The organism is Rhodococcus cercidiphylli (genome assembly GCF_033042225.1).
Taxonomy (GTDB): Bacteria; Actinomycetota; Actinomycetes; order Mycobacteriales; family Mycobacteriaceae; genus Rhodococcoides.
The window spans coordinates 241710-264012 of the sequence record NZ_JAWLKE010000008.1 but is presented as its reverse complement, the minus strand read 5'-3'; the positions used below and the strand labels follow the sequence as shown (position 1 = coordinate 264012).

Here is a 22303-nt window from a genome sequence, read left to right as displayed (position 1 = left end):
TCGAATGCGCGCCGCCGAAAGGATCGGCGACACTTCTGCGTTAACCTCGGCATCGTGACATCGGCAACGAATATCGACGACTTGGTCGAAGAGCTGTACCTGCAGCGTCGTCGAGCGTGGGAAGCCGCTCTCGTCACCGCGCAGAATTTCCTCGAGACCATCGCCGACGAGATTCTCGAGGACGTCGATCGAGACCGATTGAACGCGCAGATGGCACGCATCAAGGACCCGGGCAGATCGGCCGACAAATTGCGCCGCTACCTCTCCGAGGGCCGCATCACCGAACCGACCGACGCCGATGCCGTCGCCGAGGCGTTGCCCGATCTCGTCGGCGTCAAGGTGCTGTGCAAGACCCCGCGCGATCAGCTGACGTTCGTTGCCGCGCTCGAGCGTGCGTGCAACGACCCGGAATGCTCCGTACGGTTCGCGCAACCACCCACCGACTACGTCGCCTTTCCCAAGCCGAGCGGCTACCGCGCGTATCACGCCGTGCTGGTCGTTCGAGTCGCCACTCACCAGGGCGATCTCGACGTGAAGGTGGAAGTCCAGGTCAAGACGCGCCTGCAGGACGCCTGGGGCGAGCTGACACACGAGGACATGTACAAGCCCGGTGAGGCACTCAAGCCGACCAAGAAGCACACCGACTACGCCGCGCACATGGCCCACCTGCTCGATCAGGTGGATGCGATGGCCGACGATCTGGCCGCGCAGCTCGATTCGTTGACGGCCGCGTCCAAGGACGGCGGCGTGCTCGCGGCCGACCCGATTCCGAAAGATCCGGACTTCATCAGCGCCAGGGTCACCCGCACCGGCCCACGCTATGCACTTGCCGTCGGACCGGACGGCCGTAGAGGCCTCGTTCCCGCCCGATCGGTGAAAGCAGTCATCGGCTCGACCGACAGAATTGCCGTCAACGACTACCTCGAAGTGGGCGACTTCATCGATGTGGTGGTCGAGGACTCCGAGGATGCGCTCTACTATCACCTCACCTCGCAGCCGCCCCGACGCAAGCCTGCGAAGAAACGCAAGCGCTGACCGGCGGTTCTCAGGAACATCTCACGTCGGTCCGGTAGACATGCCTTCTCGTGACCACTACCGAGAACTCCACGGTCGTCACCGATGCCGACAGTGTCGACACCGCGACCGACAGAACAGCCACCGACAGAACCGCGACCACGGACCGGCGCGCACGACTCCGCTCCGCCGAGACGCTGGTGCCTGCCGTCTCGTTCGCCGTGCTGGCGACCCTGTACGCGGTGATGTCCGTCCTCGGCCATCGCCAGCTCCGCACCTCCGGATTCGACCTGGGCATATTCGTTCAGCAGATCGCGTCGTACTCGCAGTTCCGCGCGCCGACGTCCGATCTGCTCGGTACCGGCTACAACACGCTCGGCGATCACTTCTCGCCCATCACCGCGTTGTTGGGGCCTGTCTATCGGCTGTTCCCGCACGCGGAGACGTTGCTGATCGCGCAAGCGGTCTTGTTCGCACTCGCCGTGATTCCGATCAGCCGACTGGCGGTACAGAAGTTCGGCACGATCGTCGGCATCGTGATCGCCGCGGCGTTCGGACTGTCCTGGGGAGTCCAGGCTGCGCTGAACTTCGATTTTCACGAGGTGGCCTTCGCGATGCCGCTGCTGGCCATGTCGATGGTCGCGCTGGTTCGGCAGCGCTGGCTGCCGGCCTTGGCCTGGGCACTGCCGCTGGTCTTCGTGAAAGAGGACATGGGTCTGACAGTGATCGTCATCGGGGCTTTGGTGGCGCTGTGGACGACAGGACGAACCCGCATCCTGGGTGCGCTGACGGCCGTCTGGGGACTGACCTGGATGGTGCTCGCGGTCAAGGTGATCGTCCCGGCCCTGAGCTCCGACAACTCGTACGACCAGGGCTCGAAACTGCCTCCTCTGGGCGAAGGCATCGCCGATACAGCGCACGGTCTGGTTGCCGGCGATTCGCGGGCGGCCACGGCGTTTCTGCTGCTCGCGGTCACCGGCTTCTTCGCTCTGCGCTCTCCGCTACTGCTGATCGCGGTCCCGACGGTGGCATGGCGTTTTCTCAGTGACAACACGAACTTCTGGAAGCCGATCTATCACTACAACGCGATCCTCATGGTCATCGTGTTCGTCGCCCTGCTCGACGCGTTCGCGCGCAGCCACCGGCGCGGTCAGCTCAGCGAACGCGGCCGGCACTACATCGTCGCGTTCGTAGCCGCGTTCGCGGTCGTCGCATTGCCGTTCCTGCCCATGTCACGCGTGGTGCATGCCCAGGAATGGACGATCGATCCGCAAGCCGAGACCGTCCGAGAAATTTCCGAGTGGATTCCTGCCGATGATCGAGTTGCGGCGTCGAACAATCTGGTGGCCCAACTCGTCGCCGACCACGACGTGTCGGTCTTTCCGCAGCGCACGACCGATTCGACCGTCCCGGATTGGATCGTCGTGAACCGCGAACGGCCGGCGGGTTGGCCGACGGACGAGACCGGTGATAGTCAGGCGATCAGCCGGGCGCTGGCGAGCGGATACGACGTCGTCTTCTCCGTCGACGGAATAGAGGTCCTGCACCGCGAGTGACTGCGCACGATTAGTCTTCGAACAGTCGACCTTTCGCTCGACGCATCGTGACGACAATTGCAAGGCAGGTACAGGACATCGACGCTCGAATCGGCGATCTCGGCGCCACCAAGACCGCATCGAAGCGCTCACCGTGGAATCGGAAGAATCCCTACCGCGCGCAGGTTCTGAGCAACAATCGCCTGTCCGGTCCGACATCCGCAAAAGAAGTTCGACACTTCGAGATAGCGCTGGGCGAGAGCGGCATCGCCTACGAGGCCGGCGACGGTTTCGGCGTCAAACCCGTCAACGACGCAGCACTGGTCTCTGCCGTCGTCGACCGCCTCGGAGTGCCGGCCGACACGGCCGTCCACACGAAATCCGGCGAGATCACCCTCGCACAGGCGCTGACGACGGAGTACGAAATCGGCATCCCGTCCATGGATCTGATCGAGGCCGTCGCCGAACGGGCCGGTGACGCCGAGCTCGATCACGTTCTGCAGAACGGCGACCGCGCATCGTTCGACGCCTGGACCTGGGGTCGCGATGTCGTGGACGTTCTCGATCTCGACCCGTCGGGGACGTTCGATCCGGCCGAATTCCTCGGTTTGCTGCGTCCTCTGCAGCACCGGGTCTACTCGATTTCCTCGTCGCCGATCGCGCACGAGGGCACCGTCCATCTGACCGTGTCCACGGTTCGATACCGGTCGGCCGAGCGCGATCGCGGCGGCGTCTGCTCGACGTATCTGGCCGATCGCATCGGGGACGGGCATCAGGCGGGAGTGTTCCTGTCCGCCAACAAGTCCTTCCGCCTCCCGTCCGACGACACCCCGATCATCATGATCGGGCCGGGAACCGGAGTGGCACCGTTCCGCGCGTTCCTGCACGAACGTCGCGCCCGCGGCGCTGCAGGCGAGAACTGGCTGTTCTTCGGCGATCAGCATCGAGCGAGCGACTTCCTCTACGAGGACGAACTCACCGATTTCGAGCGCAGCGGTCTGCTGACGCGACTCGATCTGGCCTTCTCTCGCGACCAGACTCAGAAGATCTACGTCCAACACCGGATGCGTGAGGCGGGAAAGCAGCTCTACGGGTGGCTCGAAGCCGGCGCGCAGCTCTACGTCTGTGGCGATGCGGCTCGCATGGCCAAGGGCGTCGACGAGGCACTGCACGAGATCGTCGCCGAACACGGTGGCCGCTCCCCCGACGCCGCCGAGGACTATGTCAACGAGCTCAAGCAATCGAAGCGCTACCTGCGCGACGTGTACTGACGCGGTTTCTTGTCGGACCCCCTCGCTACGGTCTCGGGTACAGGCATCAGTTCTCGTCCGAGAAGAGGGTTCGCACCGTGACCGCACTGCAGAACGGCCATTTCGACTCCACCACCGCGCTCGCGTGGGCCACGTTCACCGAAAACCTGCATGCGCGTCTTCGGACCTTGCCGCGGCGCGACTACATCACGGTGTCCGCCGCTCAGGCGAGCCCCGGCGAGCGTGGGTTGCGCCCGTACATCGACGTGGCGGCGACGGACAGCGGCGTGCTGGTGTCGGTGGCAGCGCTGCCGTCACTGCTGTACCCGGATGCCCCGGACACAACGGCCATGGATGTGCAGCTCCTCGACTGCGGTTGGCTGGATCGAGGCAAGCCGGTCGCAGACGGGTCGATCATCGATCTCACGCGAACCGACACCCGAGCCGATGCGGCGCTCGTCGCGGAGATGATCACGCGCGCGTTCCGCGAGATCTGGAACGTCCCACATCCGTCGTTCCTGAGCGTATGGAGCGTGGCGGCCGACGGAGCATCATCGGGGCCGGTCGACCTGCAACGCGGGTCCGTCGGTCGCACGACCGGCGCAGCGACCGAGAGTCCCTCGGAGACATCCGACGACGTTCCTGACGAGCTGAGGTCACTTCAGACGCTGTGCCAGTTGATCGGTCGGCGCGTCGACGCGCACACCGTTCGATCGGTGTGCGCCGACGGCGATATCGACGCGTTGACAGCGCGGGCACTGTCGCTGCATCGATCGGCCGCTGTTCGCGCTCGCCCCGACGACGCGAGTGGGACGAACTCGGTCGCGGTCTGGAAAAACCTCGCCCGCACCTGGCTCCTGGTCGCACACAGCATGGACGCGGTGACGAGGGCAGACCGACACGCGTGCCGGTGACGACGAACTACAGGATGTTTCGGCGCAGGCCGCTCGCTCGTAGCACCTGACGTTCGACGCCCGCTCGGATGGCCTCTTCGGTACCGATCACCCGTACGTGCGATCGAGCGCGGGTGATGGCGGTGTACAACAGCTCTCGGGTCAACAGTGTCGACGCTTCGGCGGGCAGCAGAACCGAGACCGTGTCGTACTGACTGCCTTGACTGCGGTGGATCGTCATTGCGTACACGGTGTGTACCGAGGAGAGCACATTCGGGTGGATCAACACGTGGCCACGACCTCGGGCGAACGCTGCCATCGGAGTTCCGTTGTCTCCCAACACCACAACGCCGGTGTCCCCGTTGTAGATCCTTGCCTCGTGGTCGTTGGCCGTCACCAACAACGGCTGACCGGGGTACCAGAGCGAGGGATCGAGAAACGTACCGCTTCCTTCTCCTACCCACTCCATCGCCTGCCGGTCCCACCGCGAGACCCCCCATCGACCCTCGCGGTGCGCGCACAGTAGGCGATGTTTCTCGAGCCCGAGCAGTGCTGCGGTGGCATCTCCGCGTACTGCAGCGGCGGTGACCTCGGCTGCGGTGTCGATCACGTCGGAGCGCAGCGCGTCGACGTCGTCGGGGCCATGAAACGAGATCTCCTCCGCGCCGGACTCGAGCAACGCCATGACATCGTCGCCCCGGCCGTCTCGCACGGCCACGGCCAAGCGAGCGATGGCTCCGCCGAACCGCCGGCCTCGACTGAGCCGAACGACGCCGCCGCGCAGTCGGTCTCGCTCGAACGGGCTCAGGGCCGCTTCCGCGGGGTCCTCGGCGGCGGCGAAGTCCGCGTCGACGAGCTGCGCAAGAACCGGGTTCTCGATTCCGGTCACCGGCCTGGCCACCAGATCTGCCAGCACCGCGCCCGCGTCGACCGACGTCAGCTGATCCGGGTCGCCGACGAGAATCAACCGGGACTCCGGACGCACGGCTTCGAGCAGCCGACACATCATCGTCAGCGACACCATCGAGGTTTCGTCGACGACGATGACGTCGTACGGCAGTCGGTTCTCGGCGTCGTGCCGAAACCTGGTCTTGCTGCCGGGCTTCCATCCCAGAAGTCGGTGCAGCGTCATCGCTTTCAGATCTGCTGGAAGCCCGAGGAGTCCGGCTTGTTCGGACACGGACTCCTGCAACCGGGCTGCGGCCTTGCCGGTGGGTGCGGCGAGCCCGATGCGCAGATCGCTTCCGTGTTCGCGGACGAGGAGCGCCAGAATTCTCGCTACGGTGTGGGTCTTTCCGGTTCCAGGGCCGCCGGCGATGACCGTCGTCCATTGGGTCGCCGCCAGAGCTGCCGCTATTCGCTGTCGATCGGGAGCGGCCGTCGGTGCGCCCGATTCGTCCACGAACAGCGTGGCCAGCGCGTCGCTGATTTCGACGGCATCGGCGGCGGGATGGGATTGCGAACGCACGTCGAGCAGATCTCGAACGCTGCTCTCCTGCAAGTGATATCGGTCCAAGTACAGCAGCTCACCCTGATCGGTGTCGACCAGTTTCAGCGGCCGCAACGGTCCATTCGGGCTGCCGACCACCAGTGGGCTCACCCTCAGTGCTCGGAGCACGTCGTCGAGCTCCGGCCACGGAAGCGCGCTCGGATCGACGTCCGAATCCTCGTCGACGGTGACGTCCCGCAGTCGTCGCAGATCCAGGCACACCGAGCCCGATCGCACCGAGCGCACGGTCAGAGCAGTGGCGAGCAGTACGTTCTCCGACGACTCACCGGCCAGGGCACCGAGGCGCAGCGCCACGTGCACGTCGGATGCCGACAGCACACCCACATCGTTGAAGGTGCGCAGGATTCCACTGCCGCGCAGCGCAATCGAGACGCCGGTCATCGAGTCACCTTCCCGGCGAGCAGGTCCGACAGCTCGATCACCAGTGCGGCCGGCGGATCCCAGTCGAACACCCCACACCCGGCGGGGGTCTGCGGCCCGACCATGCCCCGCACGAACAGGTATCGGATTCCGCCGAGGTGCAGTTGCGGGTCGTAATTCGATTGACGCCAGCGCAGATATCGATGCAGCGCAACGGCATACAGAATTGCCTGCAGCGGATAGTGCGAGCGGATCATTTCCTCGGCCATCTTCTCGCGCGTGAAATTGCCGGTCGTCAGATCGCCTCTGGCGATTCGATTCGTCTTGTAGTCCACCACGACGTACCGCGGTCCTGCCACGCGCAGAACCGAGTCGATACTTCCGGTGAGAAAGCCGCGAAGTGGTGTCGACTCGAGACCGTCGAGCAGATCCGCGTAGGACGCCAGCACGTCCGTCGGATCGAGGTGATGACGCAACAGGCGCGCCACGGACTTCAACGTGACTGTGTTCGCCACCGGATCGTCTCCGCCGGCCAAAGGCAGCTCGAAGTCGAGCTCGGCCAGATGGTCGGACGGCGCTACCTCGGCCAGCGTCCCGAATCCCAACGGTGTCTGCATCACCGGTAGCAGGGCTTGGGCCAACGCCGCCGGATCGACCTCCGCCATCCGCGACGCCACCGCCGCAGCGCAGCGACGTTCGAGTTCCGCAAGCAGATCGGGTGCGGACGTGTCGACGTGTTCGAGTGCCTCGTGGACGAGCGTTCCGAACGCCGCGCCGGCAGGCATGCCGTTCATCGGTGACGCGATTCCGTCCAGCTGTTCGTCGAGATGCTCACTTACCGGGTATTCGCTGCCCACGGCCGTGTCGGCGGGCTCGTCCGTCTTCTCGGGATGCTCGGTCTCGCTGGTCACTCCCACCTCGGGCTGGGCGGGCGCAGCGTCGTGAGCGTGAGCTGTCAACGCGGAGTACGACGTTCGACGCCACAGCAGGTCGAGGGTTCGATCGAATCGTGCGGCAGCGACGTCGAGTTGCGGTTGCTCGGGACGAATCCAGTGTGCGGTGGACGGCTCGCCGGGCCCCACCGGTTCGACCGAGATGAGGTCGGCTGCCGACCCGACCCAGGATTGGAGCCGGTTCGCCGTCGTCGCGTCGTCGAGAACCTTGTACGACGGCTCCGGCAGAGCAATTCCGGGGATGCGTCCGAACAGCATGCGGTGCAGCGAGGACGTCGCGGTGTTTCGGCCCGGGGCCCACCACAGCACGATCCGACTCTCGGCGCGGGTGAGACCGACGTAGAGCAGTCGCAGTTCCTCGCCTGCTTCCTCCTGGTCGTTGAGGATCTTCCTGGCCGCGTAGCCCGTTCCGGACGGTCCGCCGACGTCTCGGATTCGCGTGCCGTTCTCGTGCAGCAACAGCGTCGACGGCTTGCTGAAGTACAACGTGTCCCACGCGTAGGGCAGGTAGACGACCGGGAATTCGAGCCCTTTGCTGCCGTGTGTCGTCATGATCTGCACTGCGGCGGAATCACTGTCGAGTCGACGACTGCGGTCGGTCGACCCGCCCGCTGCCGGTTCCTTGATTCGGTCGGTCAGCCAGCGAGTGAGGGCGGTGATTCCGTAGGACTCGGATACCGCGGCGCGATTGAGCAATTGGGCGATGTGCCGCAGGTCGGTCATCGTGCGTTCACCGGCTTCGACCGCGAGCAACCGGGCGTCGAGTCCGGACTGGGCCGACACCCGCTCGAAGACTGCAGCGAACCCGGCCTCGTCGAACAGCACCGAATACTCACGCAGCCGGCTGCTGACCTGGGACAGCGCATCCTCGGCCCCGGAGTCGAGTTGTGCAGCGGTCCACCCGAGCAGCGGAGTCAGGGCGGCCAGACGTACGCGATCGGTGCGATGGGGTTGCTCGATCGCCTGCAGCAACCACAGCCAGTGTCGGGCACTCTCGGTACCGAACACACTGGTGCTGCTCGACACGACGGAAGGCACCCCTACCGCGTCGAGTGCGTCCCGAATCAACGCCACCTGCTTGGTCGTTCGGGTCAACACCGCAATGTCACGCGGTTCGATCGCCCGGTGGCCGTCGGATCGCTCGAGCTCGGCGTGTCCGGACAACAGCTCGACGATGTCCGCCGCAACGTCTGCCGCAACCCTGGATCGGAGTCGGTCGACTGCCGGAAAGCCCTGCCGCAGTGGACCAGCGCCGGTTCGCGGTAGGTAACGCAGCCGCAGGGGAGGATGTCCGACCATGCGCGAGAGAGGGTTTCGCGCTTCGACTGGGTGCACCACGATGTCGTCGTGACCGAGGGCTGCGCCGCCGTACAGATGGTGCAGGGCGTCGAGCAGCCCCGAATCACTACGCCAGTTGGCGGTGAGCTCGTAGAGGTGGTCCGCGGTCTGCACGGCGTCGAGGTAACTCAGTACCTCGGCTCCGCGAAACGCGTAGATGGCCTGCTTCGGATCGCCGACGAGGATGAGCGTCGTGGAGCCGTGAAACGCCCGCCGCAGAATGTCCCACTGCATGGGGTCGGTGTCCTGGAACTCGTCGATCAACACGACGCGGAATCGATCTCGCACTCGCGCACAGGCAGCCTCACCGTGGACGGGGTCCGACAACACCGAATGCAGAAGTCCCAGAAGATCGTTGTAGTCGCGCACACCGAGCAGGCGTTTGCGACGTTCGATCTCCCGGCGCGCTTCCCGGGCGAACCGCACACGCAGTGCCGGCTCGCGATTGTCGTCGTCCGAGTCCTCGGTATCGGGATACAGAATCGACTGCTGGTCACCCACGGCCGACAACGCCAACTGCTGGGCATCCCGCCTGCTGAATGCCGGTGCCTCGTCGTCACCGCTGAACATCTGCAGATACAGATCGTCCACGACCTGTTCGAGTAGGTCCGAGACGGATTCGACGAACGTCGATTCCGGTTCGCGCTCGCCTGCGATGCCGAGTCCGTCGAGCATGCGCTGACAGAAACTGTGAGTGGTGACGATGGTTCCGGCGTCGAAGTCCGACAAGGCCCTACGCAACCGTCGACGCCGCCGGTCGACTTCTGCGTCGTCGACTGCGGCCAGAAATGCCACGAGTGGATCCCGAGATGCGCGAGCGGTGTCCGGGTCGGCCAAGTCCCGGGCGATCGACGCGAACCTGCTTCGGGTGCGATCACGGAGTTCCTGGGTCGCGGCTCGACTGAACGTCACCAGAAGCAGGTCCGAGATCTCGGCGATCCCCTCGGCGATGTAGCGCGCGGCCAACCCCACGATCGCGTACGTCTTGCCGGTCCCGGCGCTGGCTTCGAGGACGGTCGTTCCGGTCGGCATCGGACCGAGCAGGTCGAATCCGCGGGCGGCGGTCATGCGTTCCCCATGTTCTCGGCGATCAGCAACGGATCCCACAGCTTTCGAGCGAGAATCCCGAAGCGGCTCTTCTCGTTCGAGGGCTCGGTCTCGTCGGCGAGCGGGGCCGCAGCGAGCAATGCCTGGAACGACAAGGCCGAACCGTGGACGTACCGCAACGATCGATCGGTGCCGTCGCCGAAGTCACCCCGCCAAGCCCAAGTGGCCGAGTCGTAGCCGTCCTCGATGGACCCGCCACCGAACCGCTTCTCTGCATATGCCGATGCGGTACCGGTCGATATCGGCAGCGGCGACGTCATTCCACGATCACGCAAGTCCACCAGATCTTTCAGTACGGCAGCGGGATCCGGCGGGGCGCTCAGCCGAGAGCGACGAGGCGGGCGCATCCCGCTCGCGCGCCCGATGGTGACGGCGCTCCAGTCCCCTGCCTCGGATGCCGCCACTGCCAGCAACCGCACCCACGCGGCCAGCCGGTGTTTGGCAGCCAGTCGCGAGTACGACGAACGTGCCAGCGTGCGGTCGTGGATTCCGGTGACGGTGCCGGTCAGGCGGCGGCCGTCGCCGAGATCGACCGCGACGTCGATCGTCTCGGCCGGACCCTCGTGGAAGGGAGCGGCCGCGTCGGCGATGATTCCGACGATCTGCCGGATGTCGGACATCTCGCGGCGACCCTGATGAAACGGCGGGAGGGTGCCGCGCCGCCACTCGGCGTCGGCGAATTCTCCGATGTCCCCACCTGCGAGCACTGCAGCGAGCATCCGATCACCGATGTTCCACCGGGACAACGGATCCAGCTCGATGTCCAGGCTGTCCGCCAGGTCGTCCTCTAGCTCGGGAACGCGGAAGCCGAGTCGTTGCCGCAGGAAGGCCTGCACCGGGTTCTCGACGAAGGCGATGAGTTCGGCGAGTTCGACGTCCCCACGATCGACCGGAGGAAGCGCGTCGGGCAGAAACGGTGGTACTGCATCGGGCGTCCGCTGCTGGGAGACCGCCCCGGCCAGGGCCACCGTGTCGAAGCTGAACGGGTGTTCGGCTTCGAAATTGTGTGGGTCGAACGGCTGCAGCGGATGCCGATGTTCGACGCTTCCGCCCGCGGTCACCTCGAGCACGTCCATCAACTCGCGCAGCGGGATCGCGGGCGGCTTGGCCGACCCGTCGACGGGGTCTGCTCCGGTGTAGAACAACAGCAGTTTCTCCTCGGCCGACATCACCGCGTCGAGGAGCAGTTGCCGATCTTCGCTGCGAATGTCTCGTTCGCCGACGGCCGGATCGCGGGCGAGGATGTCGTCTCCGTCGATACTGCCCACTCGGGGGAACACCTCGTCGTCGAGCCCGAGCAGCACCACCACTCGGTGCGGCACCGAGCGCATCGGCACCATGGTGCACACGGTCAGCTCGCCGGTTCGAAAGTTCGCTCGGGTGGGTCGGCCGGCCAGTCTTCCGGCCAGCATGGCACGCACGTCCGCGAGCCGTAGCTCGGCGGTGCCGCCGTGTTCGGTGGCGTCGGAGATCTCGCGATGTGCTTGTGCCAGTTGCCATTCGTCGGCTGTGGGCACGTCGGCGAGGAGATCGAGGGCGCGCCCCAGCTGCCGCGTCCACTCGGTCACCGATGCCGGACCGGCAAGTGCTCGGAGCACCGAGGCGAGCCGGTCCACCAGCTCGGCGAAGCGGCCGGCGAGCGTGATGTCGTTGCTGTCGACATCGTCGAGAGGCAGCGCGAGGTCGAGGTACTCGTTGCGAGTCTCGTCCGCTGCCACTCCCAGCAAGATGCGATCGAGCGCCGACTTGAAGGTGTTCTGTCGAAAACCGTTCAGGCCGTACGCTTCTCGTTGTCGAACTGTCAATCCCCAGCGGGCACCTGAGCTCGTCACCCACTCGCGCAGTCGCTCCAGATCGTCGTCGGTGAACGAGAACTTCTCCCGCACCGGACCACTGGCGGCGAAGTCCAACAGCTCGCTCGCCGTCACCCGCCCCTCCGAGAAATCCAGCACCGTGGCGATGACGTCGAGGACGGGGTTGGTACGACGCAGGCCCCGATCGGCCAGCCGCACCCGTAGCCGGTGCCCCGGATGAACCAGCGCCGTCTGCCCGAAGTTCGCGCGGATCAGCGGCGCGTAGGTCTCGACATCCGGGCACATCACCAGCACGTCGCGTGGTTCGAGCGTCGGGTCGGAGGTGAACAGATGCAGCAACGATTCGCGCAGAACTTCCACCTGGCGAGCCGGTCCATGACACGCGTGAATCTGCACCGATCCGTCGGCGAACGTAGTGCCGTCCTCGAATTCGGGAGTAGGAGACGAATCCGCGGTGATGTCCGACTGAATTCGACCGAGCAGAGTGTTCGCTGGTTGCGGCCCCTCGTGATGCACGGTGTGCGTCGCCACCGACGCGATGGTGGCCTGGAGTTCTCGCACGTCTCGCGACAGACCGGCCAGCAGTGGGTGCTCGACGGCCAGAGCTGTCGTGTCGTCTCGTCGGCGCGTCACCGCCGGGATGTCGGCGAGGGTGTGCCACATCGACGGGCTCGGATGCGGAACCCAGATGTGCACGTCGCGAGCCTGCGACAGCGCACTCAATATCTCGAGCTGATCGGTTGTCAGCCGGGTCGGACCGAACACCGACAACCTGCTCGGTAGGTCCACCGACTCCGGTGCATCTCGGAGTCGTGCGCAGGTCTGCGGCAGGCGCTCGGCTGGGCTCGGGCTGCCGATTCGCTCGCGCAGCGCGGCCCACACGCGCGGTTGCCACAGCAGGTCCTCGTCGAGATCGCCACCGTGGCCGTCGGTGAAGCGCCCGTCGAACCAGTCGCGCAGCATCTGGGGACGTTGAGATCCGTAGGTGCGGAACAGTTCTGCCACATGCGATGCCGTCGACCAGCGGCGTCCCACCCGATGATCCTCGGAACCTGCACCGAGATGCTTGAACAGCACCGACGCCCAGGCTTCCGTGCGACAGTCGTCGATCACCTCCAGCGCGGTCCACAGAACCCGGCCCGGAGCCCAGGGATCGTCGTCGGGATCGATGTCGTCGACCGCAGCAATCGCGCGCGTGACCAACCGCGTCGGGCTCGGGAAGTCGATGTTGGCTGCGATGCCGTCGCCATCCGAACCGCCCAGTGTGCTCGACAGTCGCTGTGTGAGCCACCGCTCGACGCCCTTCGCCGGGACCGACACGATCTCGGGCACGAACGGATCGTCCAACGGCACGGACAGGATGTCGGCCAGTGCAGCCGCGAGCGTTCCGGCGCGTTCGGCGCGATGAAGCGTCAACACCGTCGCTGTCCCCTGCCTGCTCGTATCGGTGCCCGATTTCGGGCTCGTGACGACCCTACTCGAGCCACCGACAGATTCTGTGCGACGAGTCGAGCCGTCGATGCCGCTCGTATCGGTCTCCGATCCCGACGGCAGTTCTATTACTGCGATCGGCGGTTTTCGCGAGCACTACCGATCGAGCGGTTGCCGTTCTCGCACGGGATGTAACGACGTACCCCGTCGGTACGACATGGTGAACGGAAATGCGACCGACCGGTTCGAATAGAACGAGACGGTTGCTTCCGGTCTCGCGGGTGACATCTCGGCCGCGACATCGACACCTCTCGCGATCCGAACGGACCCCTCGACATGACCAGCGCCTACCCGCCGCCCTTTCAGCGACCGGCACCCGAGCCTCGAGCGCCTCGCCGCCCCCTGTTCGGGAAGGTATTCGCTTGGGCCGCGATTGTTTTCGGTGCTTTCTTTCTGATCGGGGCAGTGGTCTCGTTCGAGTTCGGCGCGCTGCTCGTCGGCGCGTTGCTGGTCGGCAGCGGAGTCGTGTACCTGCGCTCGTCACCCGCGCGGGGCCGCAAGGTCTGGGCGGTACCTGCCATCGCCGTCCTCCCCGCCCTGTTCGTGATGGGACTGACTACCACGACCGAACCCGAGACCACGACCGCGATCGCACCGGTCGCGGCCGTGCCCGCGTTGCCGACGGTCACCGCGCCGCCGTCGACAACCACACCGGTCCCGACCACGACCACCGCAGCCCCGACGACCGAAACAGTCGCCGCCGTCGTCGAGATTCCGACGACAACGGAATACATCCCGCTGCCCGAGCCCGCGTACATCCCAGAGCCCGTCTACACGCCGGAGGCGGTGTACACACCCGAACCCGTCTACACCGCTCCCGCGCCGTTGGCCGCAGTGCCTTCTGCCGTCTCGTACGCCAATTGCGATGCGGTCCGTGCAGCGGGTGCAGCCCCGATCTACGCCGGGGATCCGGGATACAGCACCAAGCTGGACCGCGACAAAGATGGCGTCGGCTGCGAGAACTGACCGCGGTCAACCCACCAACCGCCGCGTCAGGTTCGCGGCTTCGCGGGAGTAGGCGATCAGCATGACGAGGTCGACCGACGGCCGGGCAGCTTTGACTGCCACGACCTGCTGGGTGACTGCGTCGTGAATCGGCCATCCGTAGGACCCGCCGGAAATTAGGGGAAAAGCGATGGACTTCAGGTTCATCGACGCTGCCAGCGCAAGACTTCGGGCGTAGCAGAGTCGCAGCAGCTCCGATCTGTCCTCGTGCGGGGAGTAGCGCGGGCCGACGGTGTGAATGACGCAGCCGGCGCGAAGTCTGCCCGCGGTGGTGGCGACGGCTGCGCCGACGTCGAGGCCGTGCGGCAGGGTGGTGGCCCGCAGCGCCTTGCACTCCGCGAGGATCGTCGGCCCACCGGCTCGATGGATCGCACCGTCCACTCCCCCGCCGCCGAGCAATCGTGCATTGGCGGCATTGACGATCGCGTCTGCGGCCACGTCGGTGATGTCGCCCTGGACGACGTCGATGATTGTCATGAAATCTCCTTCGCTGCAATGATGTTCGTGGTGATTCGATCGAGATCGTCGGCGCGCAACCCTGGGTAACCGCGGACGATGTCGCGCCATTCGCGCGGCACCGCCGATGCGCCCCAACGCGCTCCGAGGAGTCCTCCCGCTATGGCTGCCGTGGTGTCGGTGTCGCCGCCGGCGCGGACGCACAGTTCGAGAGCGGCAGGCAGGGGCCGGTCCGAGTCGGCGGACCGATGGATCGCCCACCACGCCGTCTGCAGAGCGTGGACGACCCAGCCGTTGTTCGGGAAGTCGGACGGCTGCCCCTCCTGCGCCTGATCGAGCAGGGGCTGCCAGAACTCGCGGACGTCGGTGTCGACCTCGGCCAGAAATTCACGCACCCCGCCGTATGTACCGCGAAGAACCGCGTATCGAATTGCGTGAGTCCACAATTGGCATGCCTCACCGGCATGCGGGTCGGAATGGGTGAGGGCACTGATCCGTGCAGCAGCAGCTCGACATCCGGCCGCATCGTCGAGGTATGCCAAGGCGACGGGTGCGGTACGCATGAGCGATCCGTTGCCGCCGGTTCTACCCGACAGTGACGCTGCCGCCGCGGTCATCTCGGCACCGCTGAGTGTGGTCTGCGCGAGCACGGAGCGCGTTTGATTTCCTACGTCCGGAGGGTTCTGGGCAAACCACGCGCGAAAATTCTCGGCGATGTCGTCGATGTCTCCGCCCTGCTCGAGGGCACGCGCGACGCAGAGCGCCATCGAGGTGTCGTCGGTCCATTCCCCCGGGGCCCAATCGAATGCGCCGCCGCCGACCATGGCGATCGTCGTCTCGGGTGAGGGGTATCCGAACTCGTAGCCCGCGCCCAAGGCGTCACCCACTGCCGTTCCGAGGAGAACGCCCCGCGCTCGGTCGTGCTGAATGTCCGTCAACTGCATACCTACCCCTTAGATCGATGTTGCGCTAAATATAGATCATTACTGCGCTAAGCTGCAACGCATGACCTGGCGAGACCGAGACGGCAACGCGCTGACCGACTACCCGCGCCCCTCCGTGGCAGTCGATGTGGCGGTACTGACCGTCCGCGAACGGCAATTGCACGTCGTCGTGGTGCCGTCGGAGCGCGGCCCCGCGCTACCGGGCACCTTTCTGCGACCGTCGGAGACTCTCGCCGACGCGGCAGACCGCGCGTTGAGGACGAAGGCAGAGTTGATCGATCTCACTTTTCACCAGCTGAGGATGTTCGACGATCCCGACCGCGACGACCGCGGCTGGGTCCTGTCGATGGCGCACGGCGCAGCAATATCGGCTCGATCACTGGCTCCCACAACCGAATCGATGCCGATAGACGACTCCGCACCGGTGTCGACACTGGCCTTCGACCATGGCACCATGGTGACCGAGGCAGTTCTCGACCTCCGTGATCGCTACGCGCGTGAGGTCGATCCCGCACTGTTGACGGACGCGGAGTTCACCCTCCTCGAACTTCGCGAGCTGTACGAGATCGTGTTCGATCGCGCTCTGCCGAAAGACACGTTCCGACGTCACGTCATCGGGTCACTCGAAGGGACAGGCACAACCTCGACCGCAGGCGGCGGCCGCCCCGCAGAGCTGTATCGTCGCGCCTCGAATCCAGCTCTTCCTGCATCTGCGGGCTCATTCCTACTTCGCTGAGGGCACGGATCGACGAAACCGGACATGCCTACCGATAAGCTGGCAGTCATGGGATCGAAGCGGCCTGCCAACCGCGGACAGAAACGTGCAGAAAAGACCAAGGCCCGGCAACGGCGTCACCAGCAATCCCGACCGGCCCCCACCGGTGCCGTCACCGAACGCATCGTCGATCTGATCGACGGTTTCGTCGAATGGCTCGACGAGAGCGAGATGTCGGAACAATCGGAGGCGATCTCTCGACTCGTGTCGTCGACACTGACCCAACTGGCCGGAGCCCGTAACGGCTTCTCTCCCAGTGCCTGGCTGCCCGCCGATGCACACCTGCTGGTGGACGCCGCGGAACGCATCCTGCAGGACGAGTCCGACACGGCCGAGGACACCGCGGTCAATCTGGTACTCACGTCACTGCAGTACCTGACCTTCCTCGACGAGACCGATCTCTGGGACGGCACTCCCGAGGACTACTCGCACTGCATGGAAGATCTCTCGGACTTCCTCCAAGGCGACGAGCCCGACATGCTCGACGCCGACGACATCGATCTGCCCGACGTCTCGCTGGCCCAGGAACTCGCCGCGATCTCCGCGTTGCCGCTGCTACCTGCCCTCGACGACATCGTCGCGCGCGTGGCCGACGGGTTGGCGGTGGGCGAGGACGCCGACCTGCAGCGCGCGGTCGGCTCCACCCCGCTCGATCCCGCCCGGCTCGAGGTGGGTGCCGTGGTCGACTACTGGTCGACGGCCATCGCGACCGAATTGATTCGCATCGACGGTGACACCGCCAGGCCGGGCGACAATGCGCATTCGCTGGCCGGCCGAGGCGCGGAGACGGTGCACGAGCTGGTCGCCGAACACGTTCGCGTCCAGCTGTCGGGAAATGCCGACGACCCCGATGTGTCACGGTCGCTGGCGAACACTTTCGCGGTACAGACGCTGCTCGCCGCCATGACGGACGAGCTCCCCATCAACAACGAGGGCGAGGACTACGCCGAACTCGAAGGTGAGGATCTGCGTACGGCGCAGTTGATCGACCACCGCGTCCGATCCCTCATCGAGCAGGGCATCCTTGTCAAGATCGAAGAAGTACTCGCCGTTCCGCACGCGTTGCGTCCGGCAGTGCTCGACGGTGTCGCCGAGGCCCTACCGTTCGGTGTGATCGACGAGGAGTCTCAGCACGACCCGCTCCACAGCTCGGTCGAGGATTCAGCGTCGTCGTGACGGCCCCCGCGAACACCGAGACCGTGTCGGTGGTCGCCGCTAGCGTCACCGACTGTGCGTTAGGCCAACGCGATCTGGGTAAGGAGCCGACATGAGCGATTCACTCGAGTTCGACTTCGACGTCGACGCTGCCTGGATGCAGTTCCAGCGCAGACTCGGCGACTACGTCAGCGCGATGCGCGACGGCGATGCGCTGGTGATCGAGTCGCGATACGACAGCACCGACGGCGTGCCCGACACCGCAGCCTGCGTGCAGTTCTACGCCTGGGATCTCGATATGGTCCGCTGCGAGATCCCGGCGAACGAGCACCTGCACCGCAGCCGTGCCATCACCAAAGAGCAGCGGGAAGCGCTCAGCGCGTTGGGGTTTCGCATGTCGGTCGATTCCGAACCGACCGCACCGCACGTGGACCGGAATCGATCCTGGTCCGACGATCTGGCCAAGACGACCGTTGCGGTGTTCCGTGACATCTGGGGTCTCCCGCATCCGTCGTTCCTGAGCTCGCGCGCCACCGGCCGATACGACGTACCGAGTTTCGACGTCGCCACCCCCGAGCCCGGCATCACTGTCGTTCCGATGTGCGTACAGCCCAAGGGCAAGGAACACCTGCAGCAACTGGTCGATCGAGCGCTCGAACCGTGGTTCGGTTTCCCGCCGGATCACGACCCCGACGGCGACATCCCCCTGCGGTTCGTCAACGGCACCGCATACGTGTCGGTCAAGCCCACCGAACCTGTGGTCGAGATCAATTCGACGCTGGTGCACGCCGTGTCGGGACGAACCCGCGCAGCCGAGTTGTTGGTCGATCTCAATTTGCAGCTACCCGATGTGATGCTGCACCTGGTCCAGGACTGCATCGTCGCCCAGGTGCGGGTGAGCGGCTCCCCCTTCGTCGCCGATCACTTGCTGTGGGCAGTGCGGATGCTCAGTCACGTATGGGAGCAGGTCGACGAGAAATTCGCCGAGGATTTCGGCGGTGCGCTCGGCGAACCGACGCCGCCCCCGATCGAGGCCGAGGACTTTCCGGACGGTCTGCTCGAATTGGTCGATCTGATAGCCGAATCCGAGGAGCCACTCGACCTCGACACCGTCCTCGAACGTTGTGACTCCGATCGCGATGTCGTCGCCTCCTACCTGCGCATCAGCGCGGAGCAGGAGGCGTCGTGGCGTGGCATGGCGGTCGCTGCCGATCTCGGGGACGAGCACTGCGACGTCGACGAGGCAGACCGCGAAGCCGGCAAATGGGGTCGCGCCGTGGCTGCTCTGCGTGAGGTACTGCGCAGCACACCCGAGCAGGTCACGCCCGTGGTCGATCCGTCGGCGATCCAGTTGCAACTGTTCGAGACCGACGAGGTGGCCGAGGTATCCGACGAACGTTCGGACGAACAGTAGAGGGAAAACGAGCACGGTTTTCCAGCGCGCTTCCCTTTCGTGTTAACTGGGGTTACATTAACTCCATGTTCGCACCTCGTTTGGAGAAGCCATGACACTGACGACAGGCACCGCGTCCGTTTCGGTCGATACCGACACCGCGGACGAGCAGCAGTACATCGAGACACTCACCCTGTTGTCCGAGGGTTCTGTTCACAAGCACTTCGACCCGTACGTGGATATCGACTGGGAGTCCGAGAAATTCGCGGTGCCCGCGAACGATGTTCGCTGGGTACTGCCCGCGAAGACGGACCCGATCGGTGGCCACGCCTGGTACCGAGCACTGCCGCTCGAGAAGCAGATCGAGATCGGCATGTGGCGTCAGGCCAATGTTGCCAAGGTCGGTCTTCAGTTCGAGAACATTCTGATCCGCGGCATGATGCAGTACGTGTTCTCGCTGCCCAACGGCTCGGCCGAGGCACGCTACTGCACCCACGAATCCATCGAAGAGTGCAACCACACCCTGATGTTCCAGGAGATGGTCAACCGCGTCGATTCCGATGCTCCCGGCATGAGTCGCCCGATGAAGATGCTGTCGCCGTTCATCCCCCTGTTCGCCACTTTGTTGCCCGAGTTGTTCTTCGTCGGCGTTCTCGCGGGAGAGGAGCCCATCGACCACATTCAGAAGTCGGTCCTGCGGTCCGGTGAAGAAATCCATCCGATCATGCAGAGTGTCATGGCAATTCACGTCGCCGAGGAAGCGCGGCACATCTCGTTCGCACACCAGTTGCTGCGTCGCCGCGTCCCCAAGATGTCCAAGTCCGGACGGTTCTTGCTCTCGCTGGCCTTCCCGATCACGATGCGCATTCTGTGCGACGTCATCGTCATTCCGCCGAAGAAGTTCTGGACGAAGTTCGACATCCCGAAGCAGGTGAAGAAGGACCTGTTCTGGGGCACTCCGGAGTCGCAGCACGCACTGCAGGACTACTTCGGAGACGTCCGCATGCTGGCCAACGACACCGGAATGATGAATCGCGCCGCTCGCCTGATGTGGAAGCTGTGCGGAATCGACGGCAAAGCGTCCCGTTTCCGCAGCGAACCCGACCGCAGTTCCAGCCAGTTCGCCGCATAGCGCCAGCCCCAGCCGTCAGGAAACCTCATGCCCCACGTCGTCACCCAGTCATGTTGCAGCGACGCATCGTGCGTATACGCGTGTCCTGTCAACTGCATTCATCCCACTCCCGACGAGCCGGACTTCCTGACGGCGGAGATGTTGCACATCGACCCGCAGTCGTGTGTCGACTGCGGCGCATGTGTCTCGGCCTGCCCGGTCGATGCCATTGTGCCGCAGGCGAAACTGACAGAGGCACAACTGCCGTTCCTGACGATCAATGCGGATTTCTACAAACAGGAGCGCCCGCCTCGGCCCATCCTGGCACCGGTCACGCCTGCTGCGTCGGTCTCGCGGGATCGTCAGCCGCTGCGAGTCGCGATCGTCGGATCGGGCCCATCGGCTATGTACGCCGCAGACGAGTTGCTCACGCAGCCGGGCGTGAGCGTCGACGTCTACGACCGACTCCCACAACCACACGGCCTCGCTCGACTCGGCGTCGCACCCGATCATCAGAAGACGCGTCAGGTATCTCGCCTGTTCGAAACCATCTCTGCACAAGAGGGATTCACGTACCACCTCGGCGTGGAGGTCGGCAAGGACGTCACGCACGACGAGTTGATGGACACCCACCACGCCGTCATCTACGCGGTCGGGGCTTCATCGGATCGTGAGCTCCGCATTCCCGGTACCGAATTGCCCGGGCGCAGTTCGGCAACCGACTTCGTCGCCTGGTACAACGGCCACCCCGACCACGCACATCGCACATTCGATCTCTCGCACGAGCGCGCGGTGGTCGTCGGCAACGGCAACGTTGCCCTCGATGTCGCCCGCATTCTGACGATGAATCCGGATGCGCTCGCTCGGACCGACATCGCTCCGCACGCCTTGGACGCATTGCGCCACAGCTCCATTCGCGAGGTGGTCGTCGTCGGTCGCCGCGGCGTGGCGCAGTCCGCCTTCACCGTTCCCGAGTTCGCCGGGCTGCTGACCGTCCCCGATATCGACCTGGCCATCGACCGCAGCGAACTCGCGCTCGATCCGGTCACCGTCCGACTCGCGAGCACCGACGACCTACCCCACGCCGTGGCGCAGAAGCTGCAGTTGCTTCGCCACGTCGACGAATCCCCCGAACACAGCGACGGCCGCAGGCGAATCACCCTCCGCTATCTTCTCTCCCCCACCCGCATCCTCGGCACCGATCGAGTGACGGGCGTCGAGTTCGAGCGGATGGGCCTGTCCGCCGACAGCAAGGACGTGGTTCGCAGCGTCCCGACCGGCGACGTGGACATCGTCGAGGCCGGGCTCGTCCTCACCTCGATCGGCTACCGCGGCGTCGCGCTCCCCGGAGTTCCGTTCGACGATCGTGTCGGCATCATTCCCAACAACGGCGGGCGCGTCCTGGAGGAAGTAGGTGGGTCGACCGCGACCGGCACGTACGTCACCGGCTGGATCAAGCGTGGACCCTCGGGATTCATCGGCACCAACAAATCCTGCGCGCAGGAAACCGTCGGACACCTGGTCGACGACTTCAATGCCGGTCGCCTGACGGACCCGATCGAGTTGCCCAGCACGTGGCCGGCCGACACGAGCCGAAGCCCACTGCGACGCTCCAAAGCACTGCTCTCGACGCTCCGCCGCTCCTGACCGATCGCGCACCCCGGTTGGGATCAATGTGCCTTTCGGTCACTCCGAGTGCAACAACGTCGCATTCATCCGGACGGCCTGGAGGTTGAAGCGTCTACTATCGGGGTAACTACAGTCATCGGTCACCGACTCACGGCGGGCCAACACCTCGAGGAGCACGAGATGCCGGCCCTACGACGCATCTTCAACAGAACTGCTGTCCCAATTGTCGGTATTGCCATGGCGTTGGTGTGTGCGGCACCGGCCCAGGCTTTGCCGACACCCGGCGACCTCGCCGATGTCCCGGCACGGACGTCGTTGTCGTACGAACATCTCCCGACAGGGACCTATGTGGGCAGCGCTGAGGACAACTCGGCGCGCCCGGGACTGTCGACGGTCAAGCTCTACATGGCAGATTACGTCGTCCGCTTCGGCGATGGTTCACCGAGAGACCTCGATCTCGCCGCGCGGATGATCCAGGTCAGCGACGACGTGCCGCTTCGACGCTCGACAACAAGTACCCCCAGGCAATTTCGGCGACCGCCGCGGAGTACGGACTCACCTCTACCTCGC

Annotated in this window: 14 protein-coding genes and 1 pseudogene; 10 read left to right on the top strand and 5 right to left on the bottom strand. The window is 65.1% G+C overall.

The features are described 5' to 3' along the window. Positions 1–54 precede the first annotated feature (54 nt). The 4 genes and pseudogenes from R3P95_RS21495 (at position 55) to R3P95_RS21480 (ending at position 4713) form a co-directional block, all read left to right on the top strand. Positions 55–1035: a GTP pyrophosphokinase gene (locus R3P95_RS21495; RefSeq protein ID WP_149407769.1), complete on the top strand. Its 981-nt coding sequence runs from the start codon at positions 55–57 to the stop codon at positions 1033–1035. 50 nt (positions 1036–1085) lie between these two features. Then, positions 1086–2570 carry a DUF2079 domain-containing protein gene (locus tag R3P95_RS21490; protein ID WP_317549448.1) on the top strand — a complete coding sequence of 495 codons (1485 nt, stop codon included), beginning with the start codon at positions 1086–1088 and terminating at the stop codon, positions 2568–2570. A 110-nt stretch (positions 2571–2680) separates the two neighbouring features. Next, a pseudogene (locus R3P95_RS21485) lies at positions 2681–3820 on the top strand (sulfite reductase subunit alpha); the annotation flags it as partial. Between the two features lie 77 nt (positions 3821–3897). Further along, complete coding sequence (locus tag R3P95_RS21480; RefSeq protein WP_317549447.1) at positions 3898–4713, top strand: TY-Chap domain-containing protein; 816 nt, start codon at positions 3898–3900, stop codon at positions 4711–4713. 7 nt (positions 4714–4720) lie between these two features. Here the strand turns inward: R3P95_RS21480 and recD are convergent, their stop codons facing one another. From recD to recC, 3 genes are read right to left on the bottom strand one after another with little or no spacing between them, the layout of a single operon-like run. Then, on the bottom strand, positions 4721–6583 hold the full coding sequence (recD, locus tag R3P95_RS21475; RefSeq protein ID WP_317549446.1) for an exodeoxyribonuclease V subunit alpha: 1863 nt from the start codon (positions 6581–6583) through the stop codon (positions 4721–4723). After that, the gene (locus R3P95_RS21470) at positions 6580–9921 is read right to left on the bottom strand and encodes a UvrD-helicase domain-containing protein (protein ID WP_317549445.1); all 3342 of its coding nucleotides are present in this window, start codon (positions 9919–9921) and stop codon (positions 6580–6582) included. Before R3P95_RS21470 ends, recD begins: the two co-directional genes overlap by 4 nt. Continuing rightward, complete coding sequence (recC, locus tag R3P95_RS21465) at positions 9918–13193, bottom strand: exodeoxyribonuclease V subunit gamma (RefSeq protein WP_317549444.1); 3276 nt, start codon at positions 13191–13193, stop codon at positions 9918–9920. The genes R3P95_RS21470 and recC overlap by 4 nt, the downstream gene beginning before the upstream one ends. 477 nt (positions 13194–13670) lie before the next feature. Between recC and R3P95_RS21460 the strand changes: the two genes are divergently transcribed. Continuing rightward, complete coding sequence (locus R3P95_RS21460; protein WP_317549443.1) at positions 13671–14231, top strand: excalibur calcium-binding domain-containing protein; 561 nt, start codon at positions 13671–13673, stop codon at positions 14229–14231. A gap of 6 nt (positions 14232–14237) precedes the next feature. On the opposite strand, the gene R3P95_RS21455 is transcribed toward R3P95_RS21460, so the two are convergent. Both R3P95_RS21455 and R3P95_RS21450 read right to left on the bottom strand, forming a co-directional pair. Beyond that, the gene (locus R3P95_RS21455) at positions 14238–14747 is read right to left on the bottom strand and encodes an O-acetyl-ADP-ribose deacetylase (protein WP_317549442.1); all 510 of its coding nucleotides are present in this window, start codon (positions 14745–14747) and stop codon (positions 14238–14240) included. Then, positions 14744–15670 (bottom strand): ADP-ribosylglycohydrolase family protein, encoded by a 927-nt coding sequence (locus R3P95_RS21450; RefSeq protein ID WP_317549441.1) that lies wholly within the window; start codon positions 15668–15670, stop codon positions 14744–14746. The genes R3P95_RS21455 and R3P95_RS21450 overlap by 4 nt, the downstream gene beginning before the upstream one ends. Before the next feature lie 61 nt (positions 15671–15731). Between R3P95_RS21450 and R3P95_RS21445 the strand changes: the two genes are divergently transcribed. From R3P95_RS21445 to R3P95_RS21425, 5 genes are all read left to right on the top strand, one after another. Beyond that, entirely contained in the window at positions 15732–16406 is a 675-nt protein-coding gene (locus R3P95_RS21445) for an NrtR DNA-binding winged helix domain-containing protein (RefSeq protein ID WP_317549440.1), read from the top strand. A gap of 48 nt (positions 16407–16454) precedes the next feature. Continuing rightward, positions 16455–17621 (top strand): hypothetical protein, encoded by a 1167-nt coding sequence (locus tag R3P95_RS21440; RefSeq protein ID WP_317549439.1) that lies wholly within the window; start codon positions 16455–16457, stop codon positions 17619–17621. Positions 17622–17712: 91 nt separating this feature from the next. Beyond that, a complete protein-coding gene (locus R3P95_RS21435; RefSeq protein ID WP_317549438.1) occupies positions 17713–19014 on the top strand; it encodes a T3SS (YopN, CesT) and YbjN peptide-binding chaperone 1 in 1302 nt (433 codons plus the stop codon). 91 nt (positions 19015–19105) lie between these two features. After that, positions 19106–20125 carry an AurF N-oxygenase family protein gene (locus R3P95_RS21430; protein WP_317549437.1) on the top strand — a complete coding sequence of 340 codons (1020 nt, stop codon included), beginning with the start codon at positions 19106–19108 and terminating at the stop codon, positions 20123–20125. A gap of 27 nt (positions 20126–20152) precedes the next feature. Beyond that, the gene (locus R3P95_RS21425; protein WP_317549436.1) at positions 20153–21751 is read left to right on the top strand and encodes an FAD-dependent oxidoreductase; all 1599 of its coding nucleotides are present in this window, start codon (positions 20153–20155) and stop codon (positions 21749–21751) included. The last annotated feature ends 552 nt before the right edge of the window (positions 21752–22303 follow it).

Coding starts and splice junctions, on each gene's coding strand:
- recD (WP_317549446.1), bottom strand. CDS start 6,583: ATGACCGGCGTCTCGATTGCGCTGCGCGGCAGTGGAATCCTGCGCACC.
- R3P95_RS21470 (WP_317549445.1), bottom strand. CDS start 9,921: ATGACCGCCGCCCGCGGATTCGACCTGCTCGGTCCGATGCCGACCGGA.
- R3P95_RS21455 (WP_317549442.1), bottom strand. CDS start 14,747: ATGACAATCATCGACGTCGTCCAGGGCGACATCACCGACGTGGCCGCA.
- R3P95_RS21450 (WP_317549441.1), bottom strand. CDS start 15,670: ATGCAGTTGACGGACATTCAGCACGACCGAGCGCGGGGCGTTCTCCTC.
- R3P95_RS21445 (WP_317549440.1), top strand. CDS start 15,732: ATGACCTGGCGAGACCGAGACGGCAACGCGCTGACCGACTACCCGCGC.
- R3P95_RS21440 (WP_317549439.1), top strand. CDS start 16,455: ATGGGATCGAAGCGGCCTGCCAACCGCGGACAGAAACGTGCAGAAAAG.
- R3P95_RS21435 (WP_317549438.1), top strand. CDS start 17,713: ATGAGCGATTCACTCGAGTTCGACTTCGACGTCGACGCTGCCTGGATG.
- R3P95_RS21430 (WP_317549437.1), top strand. CDS start 19,106: ATGACACTGACGACAGGCACCGCGTCCGTTTCGGTCGATACCGACACC.
- R3P95_RS21425 (WP_317549436.1), top strand. CDS start 20,153: ATGCCCCACGTCGTCACCCAGTCATGTTGCAGCGACGCATCGTGCGTA.